This window comes from Kribbella sp. NPDC056861 (assembly GCF_040687575.1).
Taxonomy (GTDB): Bacteria; Actinomycetota; Actinomycetes; order Propionibacteriales; family Kribbellaceae; genus Kribbella.
The window spans coordinates 1,093,710-1,117,725 of sequence record NZ_JBFBNQ010000002.1; the positions used below are offsets into that span (position 1 = coordinate 1,093,710).

Sequence of the window (24,016 nt, forward strand, 5' to 3'; positions counted from 1 at the left end):
GGTTCCGGCCGCCCGCTCACCCGTCGTACTCGACGACCGCGTCGCCGGAGGAGGTCTCGATGGTGATCGTGCGGGTCGAGGCGGGGTCGACCTTGACGTCGGCGCGCTCGTCGCCGGAGCTGGTGTCGGTGTCGACCTTGTAGGTCTCGCTGCCGACCGGGAGCTGCACCAGCACGTCACCCGAGCTCGATTTCGCCTGTACTGCGGTAGGCGCCGAGTTGAAGGTCAGCTCGATGCTGCCCGAACTGCTCTTGCTGATCACCGAGCCGGATCCCAGCCCGGTCGCCTCCAGGTCACCCGACGAAGTCTCCGCCTCCAGGTCACCCGACAGGTCGTGTGCCTCGATCTTGCCCGAACTCGACTCGAGCTTGGTACGGCCGTCGAGGCCACTCACCTTGAGATTGCCGCTGCTGGTCTTGATCGACACGTCGAGGTCCTTGGGCACGGTCACCACATAGTGGGTGTCGCAGCCGAAGGACAGGAAGCCACAGCTGGAGTCGGTGATGGTCAGCTTGCCGCCGTCGTACTTGTCCTTCGGGTCGGAGCCCAGCGCGTTGCGCTCGAACCGCCGGTCGACCTTGATCTCGCTGACATCGCCGGAGCGCACCTCCAGCTCCGCCGAGGACGAGTCGATCGCCAGCGTCGTACCGACCACCTGGTAGCTCTGCTGGCTGGTCTTGGTGTCCTCGCTGAGACCGGTGAGCGCCCAGTAGACGCCGCCCAGGATCAGGGCGACCGAGATCGCGATGCCGTAGCGGCGCTCGGTGCTCATGGTGCCGGCCGGACGGCCCTCGACGTCGGACATCGCTCTCCCCTGCTGCCGGCGCCGCGGTCGGCGCCTTGCGGTCAACCCTGGCACAACCCGGCGGCCTTGTCGGTGGGGTTAACCCCCGAATTCAACTGAGGTGATCCCTGACAACCCCCGCCGCCAGCTGCTGCAGCGCCTTGCGCAGCTTGCTCGACTTCGCAGCCTCCACCAGGCTCCGGCCGTGCGACAGCGCTGCGTCGCAAGCCGCCTGGTCGAACGGGAGCAACGCGGCGGCCTGTACACCGGCGTACCGGTTGAGGGCCTCGTTCACAGCGTCGGCAGGGGAAGCCCCGAGAGACCCTGAGCGAACCCTGTTGACCACTACTCGGGTGGTGACCGACGGTACTGCGGTCCTGAGCTCGTGCAGCGACCTGATCAGCCGGGTGAGCCCGACCGGGTCAGCGGTCCCGACCACGATCACCTCGTCGGCCTCCTCGAGGGTGGCCAGGGTGGCGCCGTTGCGGCGCGGCGCGAGCGTGTCGAACGAGATCTCCTCGTCGCTCTCGATGCAGAAGCCCGCATCGACCACAGTGCAGGGCGCGAGCATCCTGGCGGTCGACCAGACCGACTCGACCGCTGTGGGGCGCAGCTCGGTCCAGCGGTCGGCGCGGCTGAGTCCCGTGAGGACCAGCTGATTCGGGCCGACCTGCCGGGCGTGCCTGGCCAGTACTGCGACATCTAGAGAGCCGCCGCCCGCTGAGCGAGCCGCTGCGGCCAGGCCTGAGGTCTCGTCGAGCATGCCGAGCAACTGAGCCACAGTGCCGCCGTACACATCGGCGTCGGCCAGCAGGGTCGGCATGCCACGCGCTGCCAGCTCGGCGGCGAGCCCGACCGCGACCGTACTGCGTCCTGGCGCTCCGGTCGGGCCCCAGACGGCGATGATCCGGCCGGTGCCCTGGCCGTACGGCACCTCTTGGTTGGCTGTCGACTCACTGTTGAACGGTACGAACCCGCCTGCGAAGTGGGAGACGGTCGCCGGCGGGCCCGACTCGACTGCGTCGATGATCGCTCGACCGAGGTCGTCCGCGCTGACGTCGGCCGGAAGGATCCGCTCGATGCCCATCCGGCTCAGGCGGTCTTCGGCGCCGCTCGGCTCGCCGTTGTCGGAGGGGTCGACCAGCGCGACCACTGCGATCCGGCGGGCGTGCAGGGCGGCTACTGCGTCAGAGGTGAGCCTGGGCAGGTCTTCGGCCAGCACGACGGCACGTGCCTGACCGCTGGCTGCCGCGGCCATCACGTCGGCGATGTCAACGCAGCGGCGGACCACCCGGATGCCATTGGCTCTTTCGGCCCGGCGTACGACGTCTGCTTCCCATGGGGCGCCAGTGACTGCGAGGAGGACGGGGACCGACATCAGCGGCCCCGCCGGACCAGCACGGGCTCGCCGGTGTTGAGCAGCGCCAGGGTCTTCGGCAGTTGGTTGAGGTCCTTGCTGTCCAAGCCGATCAGGACCTGCCGTCGCGCCGAGCTGCCCGAGACGCCTTTCACCGTGTCGAGCTGCACGATGCGAACCTCGGCCCAGAGCTTCGCGGCCGGCTGCTCCTTGGGCACCACCCAGATGTCGACGTGGTCACCTACCGCGATGTCGGACGGCAGCCGGCCGGCCGCGACCGAGAGCGGCAGCTCGGTGCGCTCGCTGTCGGACTTGGTGGTCGCCGCTTGGAGCGGTACGAACTCGCCCTTGCCGATCGCCCGGGTGGCGACCATGCCCTTGAGGTCCGCGTCAGCGGCGACGTACCGACCGGCTACGTCGTCGCTGGTGAACCGGACGTTCATCGTGGTCAGGTCGTCGCCGCTGATCGTGACACCGAGCGGGATGTCCCGCTTGGCGGCCCAGACCGCGGTGGTGTCGTCGGCCGCGGCCAGCAGCTTCGCGCCGGCCAGCGCGGTGATCGCGACCAGCAGCACGCCGAGCAGCAGCCGGCCGTCCTTCCAGCGCGCCCGCCGGGTGCGCAGGGTCGGCGTGGACGGCGCTGCGAACCCACTGCGCAGCACAGGACTGTCGGCCACTCGAAACACTCCCCAGTTCGGTTACCACTTGATCGCTGTCGGCGACGACATTCTGCCGTGTCCGCGGTCTAGACCTTCATCCTTATCCACAGGTCGGGGGCACCTGGGGACAAACGGCCTCATTCGGATGTCAATAGTGGCAAACTGAAGCAACCACCAGCTGCCGACTCGAAGGGACACCGCACGGATGCCGGCTCCACGCTTCCTCCAGCTGTCCGACGTCGCCGAAGTCCTGAACATCTCGGCCAACCAGGTGTACGCGCTGGTCCGCCGGGGCGACATCCCGGCGGTGAAGATCGGCGGCCGCGGCCAGTGGCGGGTGGAGTCGACGGAGCTGGAGAAGTACATCGAGCGGCTCTACACCGAGACCAAGCAGTTCATCAACAGCCACCCGTTCGGCGAAGAGGCCGAGAGCAGCGAAGACGTGCAGATCTAGGTCTGGGTCTGGCTGCGGGCACTGCAGCAAGCAGCTCTAACGGCGGCGTACGGCGTCGAGGGCCTGGGTGGGAACGAGGCGGGAGTTGTAGACCTCGGTACGGCGACGCGGCGCGTCCAGCGGGTGTTCGGCGATCTCCAGGAAGTCGGCGCCGACCCGGTCGATCGTGCCGGTGACCGGACTGCCGCCGCAGAACACCGTCACCGGTGAGCGATCCCGGGCGATCCCCCGCAACAGGTGGGCCAGGCCGAGCTTGGCCGCGACGGCCCCCTCGGCAGGCTCCGCGAACGGGCCGAGCCCGTGGATCCCGATGAGTGCGGTATCCGGCACGAGCCACTCCTCGTAGCGCTCGGCCTCCAGCAACAGACAGTCCTTGCCGACCCGAATGAGCGTGCCCTGAACCGGATCGGCATGCCTCAACTCGACCCGGATCGGCGTCCCGACCGCGCCCCGGAGGCGATCGAGCACGGTGATCTTGCCGACCTCGGCGCGGATCCGATCCGCCACCTCGCCGTACAGATCGCCGTCCTGCAGAGCCTCGAACTGCGACTCCAGATCCGCGAACAGAGCTTCCAGACGCATGCCGCGAACCTACCCGCCGCGGCGGTCACCGGACACGCTGCGTCGCTCAGTTCAACACTGCGTGACATGAGCCGGACGTTTTCGACTTGCCAAAGCCGGTCTAGTCAGGTCTATATTGATCAAGCCAAGGCAAACTCACACAAACTCATAGGTCAGAGGTCAAAACAGATGAACGCAACGATCCGGGGACTGAAGGGACTGCTCGCGCTGAGCGCGCTGGCCGGCCTCGGCCTCCTGCTGCGCTGGGTGACCGCAGGCTCGATCGAAGCCGCCACCGCCCAGGACCTGACCTCGCTGGCCTCCCTCGCGATCGGCGCGGTGGCGTGGGCCGCCTACTGCTGGCTCGTCATCGCAGTCCTCGCGACGGTCCTCGAGCAAGCCCCCGGCTTCATCGGCCGCAGCGCCTCGGTGGTCGCCACCCGCATCACCTCCCAAGGCTCACGAACCCTGCTCCGCTCCGCCCTAGGTGTCGCCGCGGTCACCCCACTCACCATCGGCGTAGCCCAAGCCACCCCCGGCGACGGCTCCTACCGCGCGGTTGAGTCCCGCTCAACCATCCAACTCACCGGCGACTCCAACTCCCGCCCCTGGGCGGCTGTCGAGCCCCGCTCGACGGTGAACCTCACAGGCGGATCCCCCACCAGCCCCCGCCCGTGGGCCGCCACCGAGCCCCGCTCGACGGTGAACCTCACGGATGAGCCCTCCGCCGGTCGGCGCCCCTGGAGTGCAGTCGAGCCAAGGTCGACGGTCCAACTCGGCGAGAAGCCAAGCGTTGGGAACCCTGCCGCCAGCAAGCCGGTGCAACAAGCTCGACCGACAACCACGGACGCCGCGAAGCCACGGAGGCAGACGTCCGCGTCGCGTACCGCAGTACCGAACAAGCCCGTTGGGCGCACCGCAGTACCGGCGAAGCCTCCGGTCAGTCCGATTGCTGTGCCTGATCGACCGACCACCGGCGCACCCACCCGCTACACAACCCTGCAGTCGGGCCACCTCACCCGAGCTGCCTCGCACCTGGTCAAGCCAGGCGAATCGCTGTGGTCCATCGCAGCAGCCGAGCTGGGCCCCGGCGCGACCGACGACGCGATCGCGACTCGCTGGCCCCAGTGGTACGCCGCCAATCGCCAACTGATCGGACCCGACCCCAACGTGATTCACCCCGGCCAGGTGCTGACCGCGCCGGCGCCGGTTCACCCCGTGCCGCCTACCTACCAGGAGAAGTGACATGAGCAACCAGCCGAAACTCGCCGCCGTCCGTCCCCTGCCGACCTCCACTCCCCGCACCTCGCGTCGGCGCGCGCACGCCGCAACCCCCATGACACAAGGCTCTCTGGCCCTCCGCTACCAAGAGGCGCCAGACCTCCACCCAGCTCCGGCTCCGCCCGTACTACGCCTGGTCCCGACCGGCCCGTCGCTGCCGGACGCCCAAGCCTGGGCGACTCGCCTGGTGCAGGCAGTCGCCGAAGTACTCGCCGGTGATCGCCCGATCGGGCAACTGATCCGGTTCACGGACACGGTCGTCTTCAGCGACCTCAACCGCCGAGTCCGCGTCCTCGGCCTGACCACGACCGCGACCGCCCGCAGCGCCAAGGAACGCAGCGCCGTCCGCTCGGTCCACGTCTTCACCCCCGCCATCGAGGTCGCCGAGGTCAGCGCCCACGTCCGCTACGGCGACCGCTCCCGCGCAATGGCCCTCCGCCTGGAAGTCCACCGCAACCGCTGGATCTGCACCGCCCTCGAACTCGGCTGACCAACTCCCGACCCGGCTGTACTCCGCTCGAACTCAGCCCACCCGCACCGCACACGAACCCAGCCGACCCGCTCCAGACCTGGCCGCACCGCCTTCGAACCCAGCCGACCCGCTCCCGACCCCAGCAGCACCCGCACGAACCCAGCCGACCTACTCCCGAACCCTGCTCATCTGCCGAACTCTGCCGCACCGTTCGAACTCGACCGATCTGCTCTCGAACTTGGCTGAGCTTTGCGGCGTCTTACCTGACGCAACCCGATCGTGTGCCTGTTGTCACCTAGCTGTCGCAGGCACGGGTTTAGCGTTGCGAGGTTGATCAACATCGAGGTCGGTCAGGGGGATCGATCCAGTCCGTTCCGGGGGAACGCATGCAGGAAATCAGCACCGGCACCTTGCCCGTCAGCGAGCGCACAGCGCCGACGCCAACGCCAACGCCGGAAGCGCCCTACCAGCTGACGCCGACTGAGCTGGCGCGAGTGTTGCCGCAGCTTGAGCGGCGGCGTTGGTCGGAGCGGGTGCCTGCGTTGTATCCGCTGGCGGTGCGGTACCACCGGGCTCGGCGACGCGTCGAGTGGATCCGGTCCGATACGGCGTACGCGCGGGATCGGCGCGGTGTGGATCTACCGGTTCGGGTGAAGCGGCACAAGTCGTTGCTGTTGCGGCAGCTCGGGGAGACCGAGATGTGGATGCAGCACAACAAGGTGACCAACCTGGAGCTCGCCTGTGCGCAGGTCGACGGTGTGCTGATCAAGCCGGGCGAGACGTTCTCGTTCAACAAGCTGGTCGGCAACGCGACGCGGCGCAAGGGATACAAGAAGGGCATGCGGCTGTCGAACGGCCAGGCGCGGCCGGGGATCGGCGGCGGCATCTGCCAGCTCGCCAACCTGCTGCACTGGATGGTCCTGCATTCGCCGTTGACGGTGACGCAGCGCTCGACCCACAGCTTCGATCCGTTCCCGGACAACGGCCGAGTACTGCCCTGGGGCGTCGGGTGCAGCATCGTCTACAACTACGTGGACCTGCAGTTCCGCAACGACACCGACCAGACCTTCCAGCTCCGGGTCGGCGTCGGCGAGCGTTATCTGGAAGGCGAGATCCTTGCCGAGGAGCCGACCAGTTCGTCGTACCGCGTCTTCGCTCGCGGCGAGCGCTTCCTCCGGGCCGGCACCGAGTACTTCCGTCGCAACGAGATCTGGCGCACCGTCATCGACCGCCGTACCGGCTCGCCGCTCGAGGACCAGCTGATCCGCGAGAACGTCGCCCTGGTCAAATACCTCCCGACCGGCGTGGACGTCATCGACATCGACACGTCAGTCCAGCGCTTCCCCCCAGCCGCCTGACGCTGCTCTGCGCACGGCAGGCGGATTGAAATGTCGGTGGCGGGCTACAAACTGGTTCTGTGAGCACCGACGTCGGCGTCTATCGGGAGCGGGCAGCAGCGTTGCCCGGTGCTGTGTTGTGGGCTCGTACTGCGGATGGCGAGGCCTATCGGGTGCTGCCTGACGGGTGCATGGATCTGCTCTGGATCGAGGGCGAGTTGGCGGTGGCCGGGCCTGACAGCCGGGCGCATGTGGGGGCTGCTGAGGCGGGGGTTCGGTACGCCGGGTTGAGGTTCGCGCCTGGGACCGCGCCGGGGTTTCTGGGGGTGCCGGCTCGGGAGGTGCTGGATCAACTGGTTCCGCTGGGTGAGATCTGGTCGCCTGGGCGGAGTCGGCGGTTGGCGGACCGGATCGGGAGGGCTGCGATTCCGGCGCTGGCGCTGGAGGAGGTCGCGGGTGAGTTGTTCGATGAGGCGCCTGATCGGTTGGTGGGTCAGGTACTGCGTGGCGTTCGGCGCGGGGTCGCAGTACCGGCGCTCGCGGGGAGTGTCGGGTTGAGTGAGCGGCAGTTGCATCGGCGGTGCCTGGATGCGTTCGGATACGGGCCGAAGATGCTGGATCGGGTACTGCGGCTGAACCTCGCGCTCGACCGGGCGCGAGCCGGGTTGTCACTCGCGGAGGTGGCAGCGCGCACCGGGTATGCCGATCAGGCGCATTTCAGTCGAGACGTGAAGGCGCTGACCGGGGTGCCGCCGCGCACTCTGCTGGCGTGAGAATCGGGTCATGAGCTTTCCGCGTCGAGGTGGTTCGGCGGTCCAGTTGCGTCACAACCCGCTGAATGCCGTCACCGCCAACGTCGAGCGGATCATCACCGACGACGGCAACAGCTACATCCGCAAGGAACTCCGTAAGCCGGCAAGTGCGGCGGAGTTGCCCGGGGCAACGGGCGCGGTGGGTGTGGCGGTGCCGGAGTCGCCGGGGTACCCGGAGGCAGGCGAGCCTGGCCCAGCCGGGTCGAGGCAGCAGGGGGTTACTGCGGGGTCGCCGGAGTCAAGTGTGTCTGGACCAGGCGGACCTAGGCCGGGCGGGCAGAGGGCAGGCGGGCGAAGGCTGGAGGCTGCGGCGCACGAGGTTACCGCGGGGGCGGAGTCGCCGAGGTACCCGGAGTCAGGCGAGCCCGGCCCAGTCGGGTCAAGGCAGCAGGCTGCGGCGCAGGGGGTTGCCGCGGGGGCGAAGGCGCCGGGTGCTCCGGCGCCAGGTAGACCTGCGCCAGGCGAGCCTGGGTCAAGCAAGCCGGGGCCAGGCGGGTCGAGGCAGCAGACTGCGGCGCAGGGGGTTGCTGCGGAGGCCAAATCGCCGGGAGCTCCGGAGTCAAGCGGGCTTGGACCAGGCGGACCTGAGCCGGGCGGGCAGGGGGCAGGCGGGCCATGGCGGGAGGCTGCGGCGCAGGAGGTTGCCGCGGGGGCGGAGTCGCCGGAGGCTCAGGAGCCAAGCGGGCCTGGGCCACGCGGGTCCGGGTCAGGCGGGTCGGGGTCAGGCGGGTCCGGGGCAGGCGGGTCCGGGTCAGGCGGGTCCGGGTCAGGCGGGTCCGGGTCAGGCGGGTCCGGGTCAGGCAGGTCCGGGTCAGGCAGGTCCGGGTCAGGCAGGTCCGGGTCAAGCGAGCAGAGGCCGCAGGCTGTGGTGCAGGGGGTTGCTGGGTGGGCGGCTTCTGACCGGGTGCGGCATTGGAACTACTGGCGGCGGGAGGTGGAGGTTTACCGGGATGCTGGGCTGCGGGCTCGGCTGGACGGTACTGGGCTGGTGTTGCCGGGGGCGGAGGTTGAGGAGAGTGCCGGGGGTGCGGTGCTTTATTTGGAGGACATTGCGGGGCGTCCGGGGACGGAGTTCACGCTGGAGGATCATGCGGCGCTTGCTCGGGGGTGTGGGCGGTGGCAGGCGCGGCGGGCGCCGGGGCGGGGGTGGACTTCTGAGGGGTTCTTGCGGGAGTACTCGACGAGCCGTGAGGTGCCTTGGGGTGTGCTTGATGATGATGCGGCGTGGCGGCAGCCGTTGGTGGCTGACAACTGGCCGGTGGGGTTGCGTGGGGCGTGGGTGGAGATGGTTGCTCGTCGCGAAGAACTGTTGAGGATTGTTGAGCAGTCACCGCGGGCTGAGTGTCATCTTGATCTTTGGGTGTCCAACGTGATCAGGCGGCCGGATGGTGAGATCGCCTTGCTGGATTGGGCTTTTGCTGGGGACGGCGCGTTGGGTGAGGACATCGGGAACTACATTCCCGATGCGGTGTTCGATCTGTTCTGGCCGGCTGAGCGGATCGGTGAGCTTGCGGAGACGTGCGTCAGTAGTTATCTCGACGGGCTTCGCGAGGGTGGGTGGGGTGGGGATCCGGCGGTGGTACTGCGGGCTGTGCAGGCGTCGATGGTGAAGTACGCCTGGTTGCTGCCGTTGGTGCTCAGCCGGGCTTCCGATGTGTCTCACGGGGCGTATCACCAGCAGGTTGACAGCCGGCGCCTCTTTCAGCAGCGCGGGTTGGCGTTCAGCTTTGTGGCGGAGTGGGCGGCCGCGGCGCTCAGAGGATGACGGTGAACCCTCCTGGGGAGACGGGGGCGCTGAAGGTCTTGGCTCTGATGACGGAGCGGGATTTGAGAGCGCCGGTGCTGTCGTAGGCGGTCACTACGCTGCGGCGGGCGGTGGGTAGCGAGACCTTGTACGAGCGCGGGTGGGTGTCGGCGCTGGTGAGGAGGATCGCGGAGCCTAGTTGCAACTTGGAGATCAGAGGTAGGAGCAGGACCGCGTCTACCCGCCGCGCAACACCAGGAGATTGAGAGGCGGTGGCGGTTAGGTGGGTGGTGCCGGCGGGGAGGGGACGCGGCAGGGTGCGTGGGAGTAGGGCTCCGGGGGCGGCTGAGACGCCTTGGGGGCCGCCGGTGCCGTGGTTGATGGTGCCTAGAGGGCGACCCGCGGTGGACCAAGTGGTTCGGCCGGCGTTGCGGTCGGTGACCAGGTCGACGATGGGGAGAACTAGCTGCGGCTGGTCAGCAGCAGGCAGGGTCCAGGTGGCGGTGCTGCCGGGGGCGAAGGTTACATAGGAGTTGTTGCTCCATTGGGATTCGCCGGTCCAGGGGGATGGCGGGGTGACGACTGTTGCACCAGTGGAGAGGGTGGCCGACTCTGCCTCGATGGTGTGGAGCCCGAAGAGAGTGCGGGTGGCGGGGCCTAGGGTGCGGGCTTGTGCGGCCAGGGAGGGGTTGGCGTCCAGGGCGAGCATGGAGAGTAGGCCGTGGATGGTGGATTCGGCGCCGGAGTTGCGGTTGATGACTCCCTCGGCGGAGATGCCGTCGTAGGTTCTGCCTGTCGCCGGGTCGTACATGGGTGAGCCTGCGCGGTTCGCGCCGAAGTACCAGGCGGCTACGAAGGCGGCGACCTGGCGGAGGCCGGGGCGGTTGGCTGCCGACGCGACTCCGAGTAGCGCCTGTAGGCGGGCGTCGACGCCATAGGCGATTTGGGTGCGGTCGATGGGGGCGGGGAGCCACCCATTGTCGGGGCCGCCGGCAGTCATCAGTAGTGGGGTGAAGCCGGCCGTGTCGCCGACTGCGGGCTTCAGGAGGCGCGGCGATCGCAGTACTGCGGAGGCAGCAGCCAGCGCGGACGACATCTGCGCTCCCCAGGCATGCCAGTCCGAGATGGACTCGCCCCAAGGCAGCAGAGCTCGGAACGGCCAGGTTTGAGTGTCCCCGGCAGCCATGGCTGCAACAGCCTCGGCGAAGCGTTCCAGTGCGCGTCGGGCGCGAGCAGAGCCGCCGCCCGCGCCCACATAGGCAGCCAAGCCGAGCACTGCCTCGGAGGTGGCGTCAGCGCCGGCAACGATCAGCCAGGCTGGGACTCGGCGGCCGTCGACGATGTTCCAGTCGCCGTAGTGCACCAGCACCTGCCGCTCCAGCGCAGCGATCGCCAACTCCAGCCGTGCGCGCAGGAAGGCAGCAAACCCGGCGTCGACAGACCGGAAGACCGCATACCCCTCCCCCAGCGCCCAGACCGTCCTGGCCAGCCAGTACGACGCAGCTGAGTCAGACGGGTCAGGCAGTTCGACCGGGTCAGCGCTGGGGTTGAGCGTGCCATCGGGCTGCATCCACAGCACCACGTTGCCCGCGTTGGCGCCGCTGGTCGTCTGCAGGAACGTCAGCGACCGCAGCAACCCGTACGCCGCCTGCCTGCTGTGCGCATCGCCATTCGCCGAGTAGTGCCGCAGATACACGACAGCCGCTCGAGCTAAGTCATCCGCGTTATAAGCACCCTGGCCGTAAGTGTTGGTGGAAGGGTCGAAAGACCCTCCGCCGATGCGGGCATAGGAGCCGTCGTCGCGGCGGTCGGCGTATGTCCACAACACACCAACAGGACCGGAGCCGTACGTGGAGTGCCCACTTGCTGCGGGCGGTGAAACAAGATCTCCGAGATAGTCCAGATGAGCGAGATTGGTCAGCGAGCCAGAAACAGCACTGGCCGGAAGCGACACGGTGGAGACAGCAGCAACTGCAAGCGATCCACCAAGAACCGTACGACGGCTGACCGTCATGACAACCGATCCAACCGAGCGACGCCGATCTTCGCGTCCGCCATTCCGTAGAACACGTAATGCACCCCATCGACCTCTTCGATCGCCGTCGGGAACACCACGTTCCCCACCGTTCCGATCCGCTCTTCCTCGGTCTCCGGCACCAGAATCGGCTCAGCCGTCCGAGCGATCACCCGGGTCACATCCTCGAAATCAAGCAGCATCGCGCCCGCCGCATAGCTGACCTTCTGCGTGGTCGGATCGAACCCCTTCGGCTGCTCCCCGGTCACCCCGTGGTGAATGACTAGCCACCCCTCGGGCACCCGCAGCGGCGCCGGCCCGGCCCCGATCTTGAGCTCCTCGAACGGGTACTCCGACATCGCCACCAGCGTGTGCGACCGCAGATGCACCAGATTGCGCAGATCCCGCTCGACCTCCGAAACCGGTACGAAGGAGATCCAGATCCCCGGCCGATCGTCCTTGATCCCGGCCGGCAGATGCACCCCCTCGCCCTCGCGGAACCAGCCCAGGTCCCACATCGGCCGATGCAGCATCGCGTAGGCCGGCGAGCCGTCCGGGCCAGGCACCGGCTCGGGCAAGAACACCGTGTCCTTGTTCGGGAACAGGTTGAGATCCGTGTCCAGGTCGGCCTGGTACTCGAAGTGCAGCGGCCCCAACCGGGTCCACGTCCGCAGGTCGTCCGACACCGCCAGCGCCGGCTTCGGCCCGAGCGGCCCGTACGCGACGTACGTCATCACGTGCTTGCCGAGCGACGGGATCCAGGTCACCCGCGGATCCTCGACTCCGGCGTTGTTCAGCCCCCGCTCCCAGCCCTCGTCAGGAGCCAGTACGACGCCCTCCCGCGAAACCCCGGTCGGCACACCGTCCGTCAGCACCACCTCGGCCAGCCCGACCCGGGAAACGTTGCCCGGGGAAACCAATCGCGGCAGCAGGTACAGCCTGCCATCGGGCGTGTGCCCCGAGGCGGGGTTCAGCACCCCTTCGGACTCCAGCTCGTTGCCCGGCTCCGGCGTCATCACGACACCGAGACGCGTCAAGGTATAAGGAACAGTCACAGCGGGAAACCCTTTCAGAACTTAGCCTTTGACCCCGGACTCGAGGCTGGAGGAGATGAAGCGTCGCTGGAAGACGATGAACAGCCCGACCGCCGGAGCAGCCAGCACACAAGCACCGGCCAGTACTGCGCCGAACGGGTTCGCCGCTCGCGCCGACACGGTGGTCAGGTAGTTCGACAACGACACGGCGAGCGGCTGCAGATCCTGTTGCTTGGTGATCAGGAACGGCCAGAGGAACTCGTTCCACGGCCCGATGAAGGTCAGCAGCACCCCGGTCAGCAACGCGGGCTTGACCAACGGGATCGCCACCCGCCAAAGAATGTTCAGCTCACCGGCGCCGTCGATCCGGGCCGCGTCGAACAACTCCTGCGGCAGTTGCAGGAAGTACTGCCGGAACACGAACACCGCGGTCGAGTTGATCGCGAACGGCGCGATCATGCCGAGATAGGAGTCGGCCAGCCCGTAGCTGCGCACGATCATCACGTACAGCGGGATGGTCAGCAGCTGGAACGGGACCACCTGCACCAGCAGCATCAGGTTGAAGACCGCACCGCGGCCACGGAACTGCAGCCGCGCCAGCGCATAGCCGGTCAGTACGCCGAAGACCAGCGTGCCGAGGATGACCCCGCCGGTGAAGATGCCCGAGTTCAGCAACGACCGGCCGAGGTCGATCGCCGCGTTGATCTCGGTGTAGTTCTTCCCGGTCAGGTTGCCCGGCGACGGGAAGGCGCCCTTCACCGACGGGTCCGGCTCGGCCTGCAGGCTGCCGATCAGCATGTAGTAGAAGGGGAACAGGAAGACGAAGGCGCCGACCAGCAAGGTCAGGAACCGCCACGGACTCTTCGGCTTCATCGGTCCTCCCGCCCCACGAAGCGGCGTTCGACGAGCGCCAGCAACAGCACGCCGATCACCAGCAGCACCCCGATCGCCGAGCCGATGTCGGGATTGCCCTGCTCGATGCCCTTCTGGTACATGATCAGCACCGGTGAGGCCGACGCCCCGTCAGGACCGCCGCCCCCGGTGAGCAGATACGGCTCGGTGAACAAGTTCGCTCCCGTCACGGTCGCGAGCAGCACGACCAGCGTGGTGGCCGGCCGGACCCCTGGCACCGTCACGTTCCAGAACGACTTCAGCCGCCCGGCGCCGTCCATCGACGCCGCCTCGTACAGGTCCTTCGAGACGTTCTGCAGCGCGGCCAGGTAGAGCAGGATGAAGAAGCCCAACTGCTTCCAGGTCACGTAGATCGCCACCGTCGGCATCGCGAGCTTCGAGTTCACCAGCCAGGACGGATCAGGGGCGAGCGGCCCGAGGATCCGGTTGACCAGACCATCGGAGTTGAACAGGAACAGCCAGACACCGACCACCGCAACCGACGCAGCGACGTACGGGACGTAGTAGCTGACCCGGAAGAACGTCCGCCACCGGATCGCGGCGTTCAGGGCGTAGGCCAGCAGCAGCGACAGGATGACGGTCAGCGGCACGTTGATCAGCAAGAAGATGCCGACGTTGACGAACGACCGCCGGACCGCCGGGTCGGACAGCACCGCGGCGTAGTTCGCGAAGCCCACCCACGGCCGCTCGACGATCGCGCCGGGCGCGGTGAAGAAGTAGTCGTGGAAGGACATGTAGACCGCGAATCCCAGCGGGTAGGCGAAGATCGCCGCCAGGAAGACCACGTACGGGGTGACGAACAGGGTGCCGATCGGTTGTTTGCCCAGGACAACACCCAGCACCCCGGTCCGGCGGCTCATGACCCGGCGGCGAGCTGGTCGACCTTCTGGACGGCGCCGTCGAGGGCCTCGCCCGGATCCTGCTGACCGAAGATCACGGACTTGGAGTAGGCGTCCCGGAAGGTCTGCCAGATGGTGATCGAGTTGGCCACGTTCGGCACCTCGACGGTCCGCGCGGCCTGGTCGGCGAACTGCTTGTAGTCGGGGTTCTTCGCGAAGTACTCCGGGTAGGCGCCGGCCACGTCGGCGCGCAACGGCATCTGCCCGGTGCCCTGCAGCAGCTTGCCGTCCTGCTCCTTGCTGGTGGCGAACTTCAGCACGTCCCACGCGGTACCGCGGTTCTTGCAGGCCGAGTACATCGCGACGTTCTTCGCATCGCTGAAGGTGTAGGTCTCGGCAGCGGGCTTCCCGGCCGACGTCGGCACCGGTACCGCGCCCCACTCGACCTTGCCCTTGTACGTCGCGACCGCCCACGGGCCGACGATCGCCATCGCGGCGGTCCCGTCGACGAACGAGTCACCGGTGTACTTCTCCTGCGACGCGAGCTTGTCGGCGTACAGGGTGCGCCAGAAGCCGGCCACCTTCTTGCCCTCGTCCGAGGCGAACTGGGACTTGCCATCGGCAACCAGTTGCTTGCCACCGGTCTCGGCCGCGAACAACGGGTAGAAGTCGAACCAGGACTGGTAGAACTCGTTGCTCGGCGCCGGATAGATCGCGTACTTCGCCGCCTTCGCGGCCACCACCTTGCGCGACGTGGCCAGGAACTCGTCGTACGTCGCCAGCGGCGGCTTGGCGGTGTCGATCCCGGCCTTGGCGAAGACCTTCTTGTTGTAGAAGATCATCACCGGATTGGCCTTCCACGGCAGCTGGTAGTACTTGCCGTCGGTCGACTTGTACTGCTCCGCGGTCTTGCCGCTGCGCTCCTCGAGGTAGGCCTTGCCGTCTTCGAAGCTGTCGAGCGCCACCAGGCCACCCTGCTTCTGGAACTGCGAGACGGAGGCGGGCGCCGTGTTGAAGATCAGGCAGGGCGCGTTGCCCGCGGTGATCGCGGCGCCGATGACCTCCTCGGAGCTCTTGCCCGCGGGGATCTCCTGGGCGGTCACCTTCTGGTCGGCGTGCGCCGCGTTCCAGGCGGCGACCATCTGCTTGCCCCAGGCCACTTCTTCGGCGTTGTTCGACAGCCAGACGGTGATCTCACCGCGGGCTTGGGCCGCCGCGTCGGCATCGCCGCCACCACCGCTTCCGCCGCAGGCGGCCGTAGTACCGGCGAGGCCGAAGGCCACTAGCGCGGCCACGAGTTTGTGCTTCATCTGTCCTCCAGGTTGGCGGTTGACCGCCGGATGATCAGGCGAGCGGGCGGCAGCTCCAGATCGGCTACCGGCCCTTCGCCGTCGACGAGCTGGTTGAGGGTCCGGGCGGCCGCCTCGCCGAAGGCGTACGGATCGGCGCGCACGGTGGTCAGACCGGGATGGACGAACTCGGCGAGCTCGCTGTCGTCGAAACCCGCGATGCTGAGGTCGTCGGGCACTCTGAGGCCGGTCTGCTGGGCGGCGCCCATCCCGGCGATCGCCATCCGGTCGTTGGCGTAGAAGATCGCGGTCGGCGGCTCGGGGAGCGCGAGCAGCCGCTTGGTCGCTTCGATCCCGCCGGCGGCGGTGAAGTCGCTGGTCTCGACCCCGGCGGGTCGCAGCCCTGCCTCGGCGAGGGCGGAGACGAAGGCGTCGGTACGCGCCGTCGCGTGTACGAAGTCCTGTGGTCCGGCGACGTGCGCGATCCGGCGGTGGCCGAGCTCGAGCAGGTGCTGGACGACGGCGACCGTGCCCGGCCGATCGTCCAGGCAGACCGCGGGGAACGGTGAATCCACCTCGGGGCGGTTCAGCGTGACCGCGGGCAGACCGAGCGAGGTCAGCAGGTCGATCCGGGGATCTTCGTGCCTGAGGTCGGAGAGGAAGACGCCGTCGACCCGGCCGTCCTGGGCCAGCCGCCGGTACCCCGCCTCCTCGTCCTCGCCGGGTGCGACCACCTGCAGCACGAGCGCCTGCCCGCGAGGTGCGAGCACACTCTCGACACCGCCGATGAAGGCCGGGAAGAACGGGTCGGACGACAGCACTCCAGGGTCCCTGGTGATCACCAGACCGAGCGCGAAGGCCTTCGAGACCGACAGCGACCTGGCCCGGCTGCTCGGCCGCCAGCCGAGCTCGTCGGCGGCCGCCAGGATCCGGTCGACAGTGGCCTGGGCCAGGCCGGGTTTGCCGTTCAACGCGAACGAGACCGCGCCCTTGGAGACACCTGCCCGGACCGCGACATCCGCGATCGTCGGCCGTTCCTTACTCATCTGCATCCCAGGATTGAGTGTTTAAACCGGTTTAGAGAGCCACTAAACCGGTCCAAACCCTCGCCGTCAAGAGCTCACCGCGAATGCGCAGGACTGCGTTAACTTCAGGTTTCCGCGCACTCCTTTGCAGGTTTGCTCTTGACGCTGTGCCGCCGGATCGCTTAACTAAGCCATCAGTGCCGGGCCTGTCTGGCCCACGCTGCAGTGACGCACCCAGCCGGTAAGAACTCCTGTTCAAGTCCGGTTTCCAGGCGCCAGGGCGACGGCCCGAGGCGGGGTAGCGTCCCCTGGACCGATGGAGCAATCGTGTCCCGTTTCCGCCCTAGCCGTCTGGTGGTGGCCGCAGCGGCCGCCGCCATCGCGGCCACCGCCCTCACCTCCCTCCTCACCGCGACCTCCGCCAGCGCGGCGGTCACCCTCCCGCCCGTCCACGAGAAGTTCGACTACCAGATCGGCGGCGCCTACACCCCGCCCACCGGGGTCAAGGTCGTCACCCGCGACCGGACCGCGGCGATCGCCTCCGGCGCCTACAACATCTGTTACGTGAACGCCTTCCAGGTCCAGCCCGGCGAGCAGAGCCAGTGGCCGTCGGACCTGCTGCTGCGCGACGCCCAGGGCAAGCTCGTCATCGACGAGGACTGGGGCGAGGCGCTGCTCGACATCCGCGGCGCCAAGGCGGCCCGGGTCGCCGCCAAGGTCAACGGCTGGATCGACGGCTGTGCCTCGAAGGGCTACAAGGCGATCGAGCCGGACAACTACGACAGCTTCTCCCGCTCGAAGAACCTGATCAGCACCAGCCAGGCCAGGACGTACCTGAAACTGCTGGCCGACTACTCGCACTCGAAGAACCTGGCGATCGCCCAGAAGAACACCGTCGAACTGTCCCAGTACCGCAGCAGCGTCGGCCTGGACTTCGCCGTCGCCGAGGAGTGCGGCCAGTACGACGAGTGCGGTGACTACGTCGACTACTTCGGCAACAACGTGATCGTGATCGAGTACACGAACAGCGGCCGGCAGAAGGCCTGCAGCGCGTTCGGCAGCCGGCTCAGCATCGTGCAGCGCGACGTGGACGTCTCCACGCCGGGCAGCGGCGGGTACGTCCGCAAGACCTGCTGATCCGTCTTTCCTCTCCTGCCAAGTCTTTGGGGTCAATCATGTCTTCACCAACCCGTCGCGACATCCTGCGCTTCTCCGCCGCTCTGGCAGCCGCCGGCAGTCTCGCTGCCTGCGGCAAGTCGGCCGACAACGAGGAAGCCGGTGGCGTCGTCACCGTCGACCTCTGGCACGGCCAGACCGACACCGGCAAGAAGGCGCTCGATGCCTTGATCAAGCAGTTCAACGACACCCACCCGTTGATCAAGATCGTCGGCGGTGGCGGTGGGGTCACGGCGGACAGCATGCTGCAGAAGGTCACCGCGGGACTGGCCGCGGGGTCCTACCCGGATATCGCCTACATCTTCGGGTCGGACCTCGCCAGTATGACCCGCAGTCCCAAGGTGGCCGACCTGTCCGCCTCGATGGATCTCAAGGACTTCTGGCCGGCCGCGCGCGACGCAGTCACCGTGCAGGGCAAGGTCCGGGCGGCGCCGGCGCTGCTCGACTCCCTGTGCGTTGTCTACAACAAGAAACTCTTCGCCGCGGCCGGCCTGGCAGAGCCGAAGGCGGGCTGGACCTGGGACGACTTCACCAGCACCGCACAGCAGTTGAACAACCCCGCCAAGGGGATCTTCGGCACCGGCTGGCCGGGCGTCGGCGACGAGGACACGGTCTGGCGGCTCTGGCCGATGATCTGGGACCTCGGCGGCAACGTGGTCAGCGAGGACGGCAAGTCCGTTGCCTTCGACCAGGTCGGCGAGCAGGTCTTCGGCACCCTCGACAAGCTGCGCACCGACAAGTCCCTGTACGTCGACCCGAAGCCGGGCGGCGAGCAGCTCTACCAGGTGTTCCTCGGCGGCCGGATGGGAATGGTTGCCACCGGCCCCTGGCAGCTGCCGGACGTGATCGACAAGGGCGTCGACTACGGCGTCGTACCGCTGCCGTCGTACTCCGGGAAGCCGGTCACCATCTCGGGGCCGGACACCTGGACCGTGTTCGACAACGGCAAGGCCCGGGTCAAGGCGGCGACCGAGTTCGTCAAATGGCTGAACGACCCGAAGCAGGACGTCCGCTGGGACATCCAGGCCGGCAGCCTGCCGGTCACCACGACGACGGCCGCGCTGCCGGAGTGGACGAAGCACGCGGCCGGCACGAAGGGGCTGCAGGTCTTCGTCGACGCGTTGGAGACCGCGAAGGTCCGGCCGACCATCACGGCGTACCCGAAGATCTCGCAGCAGCTCGGCCAGGCGACCGTCGCCGTACTGCTGGGGAAGAAGTCACCTGCCGACGCGCTGAGTGAGTGCGTCAAGCAGTGCAACGCCCTCCTGGCTGTGCCCAGCTGATGGCCAGTGTCGTCGGCACCTTCACGATCGACCCTCGAGCACGGCGGGCCGCCAAACGGCGGACCCGCGGCGAGGGGGCGACCGCGTGGGCCTTCGTCAGCCCGTCGGTGCTGATCATCCTCGGGCTGAGCGTGGTGCCCGTGCTGTGGTCGCTGCTGTTGTCGTTCCAGGCCAACGATCTGGTCTCCCCCAGCCAATGGGTCGGCCTGGCCAACTACAAGGCCTTGGCGAAGGACCCGAACTTCTCCTCGGCCGTCGAGCACACCCTGATCTACACCGTGCTCTACGTGCCGCTGAGCGTGGTCGGCGGGTTGGCGATCGCGTTGATGCTCGACCGGCAGATCAAGTTCATCAGCTTGTACCGCACCTTGGTCTTCGTTCCGTTCGTGGTCTCGGCGGCCGCCCAGGGGGTGCTGTTCTCGTTCGTGCTCGATCCCGAGTTCGGGGCGGCCAACTCGGTGCTGCACAAGCTGGGGCTGCCCGCGCAGGGCTTCTTCAGCGATCCCGGCCAGGCGCTCTACCTGCTGGTCGCGATCTCGTTGTGGAGCGGGACCGGCTTCTGCGTGATCGTCTATCTCGCTGCCCTGCAAGGGGTTCCGAACGAGCTGGTCGAGGCCGCCCGGATCGACGGCGCGAGCAAGGCCGGCGTACTGCGCCATGTCACCCTCCCGACGCTGACCCCGGTCACGATCTTCCTGGTGCTGTTCCAGACGATCAACGCGTTGCAGGTGTTCGACCTGGTCTTCGTCACCACCAAGGGCGGGCCGCTCGGCTCGACCACGGTGATCGTCTACTTCATCTGGGAGAAGGCGTTCAAGACGTTCACGGCCGGCTACAGCGCGGCCGCGGCGTACGCGCTGGCTGTCGCGTTGCTGGTCATCGGCCTCGCCCTGCAGCTCTACCGACGGAGGGCCGCCCGATGACCAAACGCCTCCCCTTCAGTCCGTGGCATCTCGTCCTGGCGCCGCTGGCACTGATGTTCGCGCTGCCGCTGATCTGGCTGCTGGTCAGCTCGGTGATGAGCAACGCGGAGATCAACCGGTTCCCACCGGCGCTGATCCCGTCCGGGATCAAGCTGGACGGCTACCGGTTCGTGCTCGGGAACGCCTTGTTCCCACGCTGGTTCCTCAACTCGTTCATCGTCTCGGCGGTCGCGGTGACCGCCAACCTGGTGCTCGGGTCGCTCGGTGGCTACGCGTTCGCCCGGATGCGGTTCGCCGGGTCGAAGCTGCTGCTCGGGATGATGCTCGCGACGATGGTGATCCCGTTCCAGCTGACGATGATCCCGACCTTCCTGGTAATGAAGGAGCTCGGCCTGATCGACACGCTGGGCGCGCTGATCGTGCCGTCGCTGGTGACGCCGTTCTCGGTGTTCCTGTTCCGGCAGTTCTTCGTCTCGCTGCCGCGTGAACTCGAAGAGGCGGCCTGGCTCGACGGTTGTGGTCGGCTGCGGATCCTCGTGTCCGTGGTGCTGCCACTGGCCAAGCCTGCGCTCAGCACTGTTGCCGTCCTGACGTTCCTGAGTACCTGGAACGACCTGACCTGGCCGCTGATCGCCATCAACCATGACACCAACTACACCCTCCAGCTCGGCTTGACGACCTTCCAGGGCCAGCACCACACGCAGTGGGCGGCGGTGATGGCGGGCAATGTCATCACGGTGCTGCCGGTACTGCTGGGGTTCCTGCTGGCCCAGAAGGCGTTCATCCGCTCGCTGGCTTCCACTGGACTTAAGGGCTGACAGATATGAGTGGTTTTGACTTGCTAGTCATCGGGGATGCAAACCCCGATGTGGTGATAGGACCTGTTCCACAAGCGCTTCCCTTTGGGCAGCGCGAGCGGCTGGTCAACAGCGGCTCACTGGTACTCGGTGGCTCCGCCGCGATCATGGCGTGCGGCGCTGCCCGGCTGGGGCTGAGTGTGGCCTTCGCCGGACGCGTGGGCAACGACCCTGCGGGCGAGTTCGTCCGCAACGCGCTGGTGGAGCGGGGTGTTGACGTGTCGGCGCTAGTGGTCGACGACCTGTTGCCCACTCCCCTGACGACCGTACTGACATCCGGCGACGACCGGGCGATCCTCACTGCTCCCGGCTGCTTGCCTGCGACCACCTCGTACGACGTACCGGTGGATCTGCTGCGTTCTGTGCGGCACGTGCACGCTGCCTCGTTCTACTTGATGCCTGAGCTCGCTGCTGGGCTGGCGGCGCTGTTCAAGGAGGCGAAGAGCAACAAGGCGACCACCTCGCTCGACACCAACGACGACCCGAGTGGGCGGTGGGATCGCGTAGTACTGGATGCAGTGTTGCGGGTGACCGACATCCTGTTCCCCAACGCGGCTGAGGCGCATGCGTTGACAGGGCACCCAGTACTGGAGGATGCGGCCGGCATCCTGGCTCGCCGCGGACCGCTGGTCGTGGTGAAGGACGGCGCGGCCGGTGCTCTGGCGCATGACGGCTCGAAGATCCTGAGGGCCCCTGCGCTCGCAGCGAAGCCGGTGGACACCGTTGGGGCTGGGGACAGCTTCGACGCGGGGTACGTCGCCGCAGTACTGAACGGCCTCGGCCGGGAACGGGCGCTGGCGATCGCTGCGGCCTGTGGATCATTGTCGACGCGTGCAGCCGGCGGTACCGCCGGGCAGGCCGACTGGGAGCTTGCTCTGGAGAGTGCACGATGACGACCAAGATCGCATTCGTCGGCGCCGGAAGCGTCGTCTTCACCCAGGGGTTGCTGGCCGACCTGTTCAGCTTCGACGACCTGGGTGAGCTGCACATCGCCTTGCACGACATCGATCCCGAGCGGCTGACGACTGCTTCGGGCGCCGCGGCGGCGATCGCCGCCGAGCGTGGGGTGTCGCCGCGGATCACCGAGCATCTCGACCGGCGGGCGGCGCTGGACGGGAGCGACTTCGTCATCAACATCATCCAGGTCGGGATGAACGACGCGACCCGGCTCGACTTCGAGATCCCGGCGAAGTACGGCGTCCGGCAGACGATCGCGGACACGCTCGGGGTCGGTGGGGTGTCCCGGGCGCTGCGGACGTTCCCGGTGCTGAAGGGACTGGCGGCGGACATTGCGGAGGTATGTCCGGACGCGTGGTTGCTGAACTACACCAACCCGATGGCGATGAACGTCTGGTACCTGAAGGCGCTCGGCGTGAAGAACGTGGTCGGGCTGTGCCACTCGGTCTACTGGACGCTGCACGACCTGTCCGCGTTGGTGGGGGTGCCGCTGGCCGAGGTGAACTACCTGGCCGCCGGGGTGAACCACCAGGCGTGGGTGATGCGGTTCGAGCACCAGGGCAAGGACCTGTACCCGGCGCTGGACGAGGTGATCGCCCGCGATCCCGAGCTGGCCCGGCGGGTGCGAGTCGACATGTACAAGCGGCTTGGCTACTACCCGACCGAGACGAGCGAGCACTCGTCGGAGTACGTGCCGTGGTATCTGCACGACGCGTCGGAGGTGGAGCGGCTGCGGTTGCCGGTGGGCGACTACCTGCGGATCATCGAGGAGAACGTCGCGCTCTACGAGGGCACCCGGAACGCGCTGAAGACCGGCGACCCGATCCCGGTCGAGGGCACGATGGAGTATGCGCCGCAGGTCATCCACAGCATCGTCACCGGGACGCCGCGGACCATCTACGGCAACGTGGTGAACACGGGACTGATCTCCAACCTGCCCGATGGGTCAGTGGTCGAAGTTCCTTGCCTGGTTGATGCTTTGGGTGTTCAGCCGACCGCCGTCGGCGCGTTGCCGGCGCAGTGTGCAGCGCTCAACCGCGCGTACGTCGGTGTCAACGAACTGGTTGTCCGTGCCGCTCTGGAGGACGACCCGCGTGCGATCCGTCAGGCGTTGATGGTCGACCCGGCCACGTCGGCGGCGCTGACGGTGCCACAGATCTGGGCGATGGCCAACGAACTGGTAGAGGCCCACAGCAACTATCTGGCTCCCGCTCTCCGGGCACAGCTCAGTCTGTGAGCGCGGCTTTCAGGTAGTTCTTGTAGGTGGCGAGGTCGGCAACGACCTCCGCTGCAGTAGTGGACTTGTGGAGCGCGCCCACACCTTGGCCGGCGTACAGCGAGGCTGAGGTGGGGTCCGCTCCACGAGTTGCAGTGACGTACTGCTGGTGGCCTTCGTCATCCGACTTCAGCGCGTCTTCACGTCCCTCCCACGTGTCGTAGAAGGTGTTGCGGAGAGCGCGGCCGCCGAACTCGTCCGGCCAGCCTGCTCGGGAGGCGGCGTCGAAGACCGTGCCGTAAACGGTGTCGGTCTCGTCGGCTTCCAGCAGGCGCTGGCGCGAGGCATCGGGGGTCAGCGCCTCTTCGCAGGTCAGGAAGGCTGTGCCGATCCAGCCGCCGGCCGCACCAGCAGCCAGTACTGCGGCAAGCCCGCGAGCGCCTGAGATGCCACCGCCGGCCAGGACCGGGAGGTCGGTCAGGTCCAGAATCGCTTGCAGCAAAGGCAGTGTGGCGACCTCGTTGCGACCGTGCCCACCCGCCTCGGCGCCACGGACGACGATCGCGTCGACTCCTGCGTCGATCGCCTCACGGGCATCGGCGACCGTGCCGGCCTGGGTGGCGACGACGATGCCGGCGCCGCGCAGCGGTTCGACGTACGGGCGGTAGTCGCCGAAGCTGAGCGAGACGAGCGCCGGCTTCAGCTCGAGTACTGCGTCCAGGTGGTCGGGGTGGTCCTTGACCGACCATGCCATCAGGCCCACGCCGTACGGTTTGCCGGTCGCCGCCGCGACGGCGCCCTCGGTGCGGATCCACTCGGCCGACACCGCGGAGCCGGCGCCGAGCATCCCCAGTCCGCCGGCCACCGAGATCGCGCCGGTCAGCCGGCCGCCGCTGACGTTCGCCATGGGCGCCCCGACCACCGGCACCGGCAAGCCGAACGTGTCCGTCAACCAGGTGCCCATCTCGTTCCCTCTTTCTCCGCAAAGCCGAAGGCCCGCCCCAACAACTGGGAGCGGGCCTTCGAGAGT

General features: G+C 67.7%; 23 protein-coding genes. 12 read left to right on the forward strand and 11 right to left on the reverse strand.

The features are described from left to right. Positions 1-16: 16 nt before the first annotated feature. From AB0P21_RS12160 to AB0P21_RS12170, 3 genes are all read right to left on the reverse strand, one after another. On the reverse strand, positions 17-805 hold the full coding sequence (locus AB0P21_RS12160; RefSeq protein ID WP_363695956.1) for a DUF4097 family beta strand repeat-containing protein: 789 nt from the start codon (positions 803-805) through the stop codon (positions 17-19). Positions 806-896: 91 nt separating this feature from the next. Further along, positions 897-2,162, reverse strand: coding sequence for a P-loop NTPase (locus AB0P21_RS12165; RefSeq protein ID WP_363695957.1), 1,266 nt, complete (start codon positions 2,160-2,162; stop codon positions 897-899). Beyond that, entirely contained in the window at positions 2,162-2,818 is a 657-nt protein-coding gene (locus tag AB0P21_RS12170; RefSeq protein WP_363695959.1) for an SAF domain-containing protein, read from the reverse strand. The genes AB0P21_RS12165 and AB0P21_RS12170 overlap by 1 nt, the downstream gene beginning before the upstream one ends. Before the next feature lie 187 nt (positions 2,819-3,005). Between AB0P21_RS12170 and AB0P21_RS12175 the strand changes: the two genes are divergently transcribed. Beyond that, complete coding sequence (locus AB0P21_RS12175; RefSeq protein ID WP_363695961.1) at positions 3,006-3,254, forward strand: helix-turn-helix domain-containing protein; 249 nt, start codon at positions 3,006-3,008, stop codon at positions 3,252-3,254. Positions 3,255-3,290: 36 nt separating this feature from the next. Here AB0P21_RS12175 and AB0P21_RS12180 read toward each other — a convergent pair whose 3' ends face one another. Further along, positions 3,291-3,836, reverse strand: a complete 546-nt coding sequence (locus AB0P21_RS12180; RefSeq protein ID WP_363695963.1) for a hypothetical protein — start codon at positions 3,834-3,836, stop codon at positions 3,291-3,293. 168 nt (positions 3,837-4,004) lie between these two features. Here AB0P21_RS12180 and AB0P21_RS12185 point away from each other — a divergent pair, with 168 nt between their 5' ends. The 5 genes from AB0P21_RS12185 (at position 4,005) to AB0P21_RS12205 (ending at position 9,482) form a co-directional block, all read left to right on the forward strand. Next, the gene (locus tag AB0P21_RS12185; protein WP_363695964.1) at positions 4,005-5,060 is read left to right on the forward strand and encodes a LysM peptidoglycan-binding domain-containing protein; all 1,056 of its coding nucleotides are present in this window, start codon (positions 4,005-4,007) and stop codon (positions 5,058-5,060) included. A gap of 1 nt (position 5,061) precedes the next feature. Next, positions 5,062-5,586 (forward strand): Rv3235 family protein, encoded by a 525-nt coding sequence (locus AB0P21_RS12190; protein ID WP_363695965.1) that lies wholly within the window; start codon positions 5,062-5,064, stop codon positions 5,584-5,586. Positions 5,587-5,954: 368 nt separating this feature from the next. Then, positions 5,955-6,926: a VanW family protein gene (locus AB0P21_RS12195; protein WP_363695967.1), complete on the forward strand. Its 972-nt coding sequence runs from the start codon at positions 5,955-5,957 to the stop codon at positions 6,924-6,926. 59 nt (positions 6,927-6,985) lie between these two features. Beyond that, positions 6,986-7,678 (forward strand): helix-turn-helix transcriptional regulator, encoded by a 693-nt coding sequence (locus AB0P21_RS12200; RefSeq protein ID WP_363695969.1) that lies wholly within the window; start codon positions 6,986-6,988, stop codon positions 7,676-7,678. 1,399 nt (positions 7,679-9,077) lie between these two features. Further along, positions 9,078-9,482, forward strand: a complete 405-nt coding sequence (locus AB0P21_RS12205) for a hypothetical protein (RefSeq protein ID WP_363695971.1) — start codon at positions 9,078-9,080, stop codon at positions 9,480-9,482. Here AB0P21_RS12205 and AB0P21_RS12210 read toward each other — a convergent pair. The 6 genes from AB0P21_RS12210 to AB0P21_RS12235 all read right to left on the reverse strand — a co-directional run bounded on the left by AB0P21_RS12210 (position 9,472) and on the right by AB0P21_RS12235 (position 16,595). Beyond that, the gene (locus tag AB0P21_RS12210) at positions 9,472-11,157 is read right to left on the reverse strand and encodes a hypothetical protein (protein ID WP_363695973.1); all 1,686 of its coding nucleotides are present in this window, start codon (positions 11,155-11,157) and stop codon (positions 9,472-9,474) included. The genes AB0P21_RS12205 and AB0P21_RS12210 overlap by 11 nt on opposite strands. A 314-nt stretch (positions 11,158-11,471) precedes the next feature. Beyond that, a complete protein-coding gene (locus tag AB0P21_RS12215; RefSeq protein WP_363695975.1) occupies positions 11,472-12,530 on the reverse strand; it encodes a glycosidase in 1,059 nt (352 codons plus the stop codon). Positions 12,531-12,551: 21 nt separating this feature from the next. Continuing rightward, positions 12,552-13,382, reverse strand: coding sequence for a carbohydrate ABC transporter permease (locus tag AB0P21_RS12220; RefSeq protein WP_363695976.1), 831 nt, complete (start codon positions 13,380-13,382; stop codon positions 12,552-12,554). Then, entirely contained in the window at positions 13,379-14,281 is a 903-nt protein-coding gene (locus tag AB0P21_RS12225) for a sugar ABC transporter permease (RefSeq protein ID WP_363695977.1), read from the reverse strand. The genes AB0P21_RS12220 and AB0P21_RS12225 overlap by 4 nt, the downstream gene beginning before the upstream one ends. Beyond that, entirely contained in the window at positions 14,278-15,570 is a 1,293-nt protein-coding gene (locus AB0P21_RS12230; protein ID WP_363695978.1) for an extracellular solute-binding protein, read from the reverse strand. The genes AB0P21_RS12225 and AB0P21_RS12230 overlap by 4 nt, the downstream gene beginning before the upstream one ends. Continuing rightward, positions 15,567-16,595: a LacI family DNA-binding transcriptional regulator gene (locus tag AB0P21_RS12235; protein ID WP_363695979.1), complete on the reverse strand. Its 1,029-nt coding sequence runs from the start codon at positions 16,593-16,595 to the stop codon at positions 15,567-15,569. Before AB0P21_RS12235 ends, AB0P21_RS12230 begins: the two co-directional genes overlap by 4 nt. Positions 16,596-16,901: 306 nt before the next feature. Between AB0P21_RS12235 and AB0P21_RS12240 the strand changes: the two genes are divergently transcribed. Genes AB0P21_RS12240 through AB0P21_RS12265 form a run of 6 tightly spaced genes read left to right on the forward strand, consistent with a single transcriptional unit; the run spans position 16,902 to position 23,007 of the window. After that, on the forward strand, positions 16,902-17,711 hold the full coding sequence (locus AB0P21_RS12240) for an endo alpha-1,4 polygalactosaminidase (RefSeq protein WP_363695981.1): 810 nt from the start codon (positions 16,902-16,904) through the stop codon (positions 17,709-17,711). A 38-nt stretch (positions 17,712-17,749) separates the two neighbouring features. Next, on the forward strand, positions 17,750-19,033 hold the full coding sequence (locus AB0P21_RS12245) for an ABC transporter substrate-binding protein (RefSeq protein ID WP_363695982.1): 1,284 nt from the start codon (positions 17,750-17,752) through the stop codon (positions 19,031-19,033). Further along, on the forward strand, positions 19,033-19,956 hold the full coding sequence (locus tag AB0P21_RS12250) for a sugar ABC transporter permease (RefSeq protein ID WP_363695983.1): 924 nt from the start codon (positions 19,033-19,035) through the stop codon (positions 19,954-19,956). The genes AB0P21_RS12245 and AB0P21_RS12250 overlap by 1 nt, the downstream gene beginning before the upstream one ends. Beyond that, positions 19,953-20,774 (forward strand): carbohydrate ABC transporter permease, encoded by an 822-nt coding sequence (locus AB0P21_RS12255; RefSeq protein ID WP_363695984.1) that lies wholly within the window; start codon positions 19,953-19,955, stop codon positions 20,772-20,774. The genes AB0P21_RS12250 and AB0P21_RS12255 overlap by 4 nt, the downstream gene beginning before the upstream one ends. A gap of 5 nt (positions 20,775-20,779) precedes the next feature. Beyond that, positions 20,780-21,706: a carbohydrate kinase family protein gene (locus AB0P21_RS12260; protein WP_363695985.1), complete on the forward strand. Its 927-nt coding sequence runs from the start codon at positions 20,780-20,782 to the stop codon at positions 21,704-21,706. Then, positions 21,703-23,007, forward strand: coding sequence for an alpha-glucosidase/alpha-galactosidase (locus AB0P21_RS12265; protein ID WP_363695987.1), 1,305 nt, complete (start codon positions 21,703-21,705; stop codon positions 23,005-23,007). The genes AB0P21_RS12260 and AB0P21_RS12265 overlap by 4 nt, the downstream gene beginning before the upstream one ends. Here AB0P21_RS12265 and AB0P21_RS12270 read toward each other — a convergent pair. Continuing rightward, on the reverse strand, positions 22,997-23,950 hold the full coding sequence (locus AB0P21_RS12270; RefSeq protein ID WP_363695989.1) for a nitronate monooxygenase: 954 nt from the start codon (positions 23,948-23,950) through the stop codon (positions 22,997-22,999). The two genes, AB0P21_RS12265 and AB0P21_RS12270, sit on opposite strands and share 11 nt — an antisense overlap. Between the last annotated feature and the right edge of the window lie 66 nt (positions 23,951-24,016).

Excerpts from the sequence above, each read along its gene's own strand:
- AB0P21_RS12190 (WP_363695965.1), top strand. The coding sequence starts at position 5,062 with ATGAGCAACCAGCCGAAACTCGCCGCCGTCCGTCCCCTGCCGACCTCC.
- AB0P21_RS12265 (WP_363695987.1), top strand. The coding sequence starts at position 21,703 with ATGACGACCAAGATCGCATTCGTCGGCGCCGGAAGCGTCGTCTTCACC.
- AB0P21_RS12260 (WP_363695985.1), top strand. The coding sequence starts at position 20,780 with ATGAGTGGTTTTGACTTGCTAGTCATCGGGGATGCAAACCCCGATGTG.
- AB0P21_RS12225 (WP_363695977.1), bottom strand. The coding sequence starts at position 14,281 with ATGAGCCGCCGGACCGGGGTGCTGGGTGTTGTCCTGGGCAAACAACCG.
- AB0P21_RS12175 (WP_363695961.1), top strand. The coding sequence starts at position 3,006 with ATGCCGGCTCCACGCTTCCTCCAGCTGTCCGACGTCGCCGAAGTCCTG.
- AB0P21_RS12235 (WP_363695979.1), bottom strand. The coding sequence starts at position 16,595 with ATGAGTAAGGAACGGCCGACGATCGCGGATGTCGCGGTCCGGGCAGGT.
- AB0P21_RS12160 (WP_363695956.1), bottom strand. The coding sequence starts at position 805 with ATGTCCGACGTCGAGGGCCGTCCGGCCGGCACCATGAGCACCGAGCGC.
- AB0P21_RS12195 (WP_363695967.1), top strand. The coding sequence starts at position 5,955 with ATGCAGGAAATCAGCACCGGCACCTTGCCCGTCAGCGAGCGCACAGCG.
- AB0P21_RS12250 (WP_363695983.1), top strand. The coding sequence starts at position 19,033 with ATGGCCAGTGTCGTCGGCACCTTCACGATCGACCCTCGAGCACGGCGG.
- AB0P21_RS12245 (WP_363695982.1), top strand. The coding sequence starts at position 17,750 with ATGTCTTCACCAACCCGTCGCGACATCCTGCGCTTCTCCGCCGCTCTG.
- AB0P21_RS12180 (WP_363695963.1), bottom strand. The coding sequence starts at position 3,836 with ATGCGTCTGGAAGCTCTGTTCGCGGATCTGGAGTCGCAGTTCGAGGCT.
- AB0P21_RS12270 (WP_363695989.1), bottom strand. The coding sequence starts at position 23,950 with ATGGGCACCTGGTTGACGGACACGTTCGGCTTGCCGGTGCCGGTGGTC.
- AB0P21_RS12230 (WP_363695978.1), bottom strand. The coding sequence starts at position 15,570 with ATGAAGCACAAACTCGTGGCCGCGCTAGTGGCCTTCGGCCTCGCCGGT.
- AB0P21_RS12220 (WP_363695976.1), bottom strand. The coding sequence starts at position 13,382 with ATGAAGCCGAAGAGTCCGTGGCGGTTCCTGACCTTGCTGGTCGGCGCC.
- AB0P21_RS12165 (WP_363695957.1), bottom strand. The coding sequence starts at position 2,162 with ATGTCGGTCCCCGTCCTCCTCGCAGTCACTGGCGCCCCATGGGAAGCA.
- AB0P21_RS12185 (WP_363695964.1), top strand. The coding sequence starts at position 4,005 with ATGAACGCAACGATCCGGGGACTGAAGGGACTGCTCGCGCTGAGCGCG.
- AB0P21_RS12255 (WP_363695984.1), top strand. The coding sequence starts at position 19,953 with ATGACCAAACGCCTCCCCTTCAGTCCGTGGCATCTCGTCCTGGCGCCG.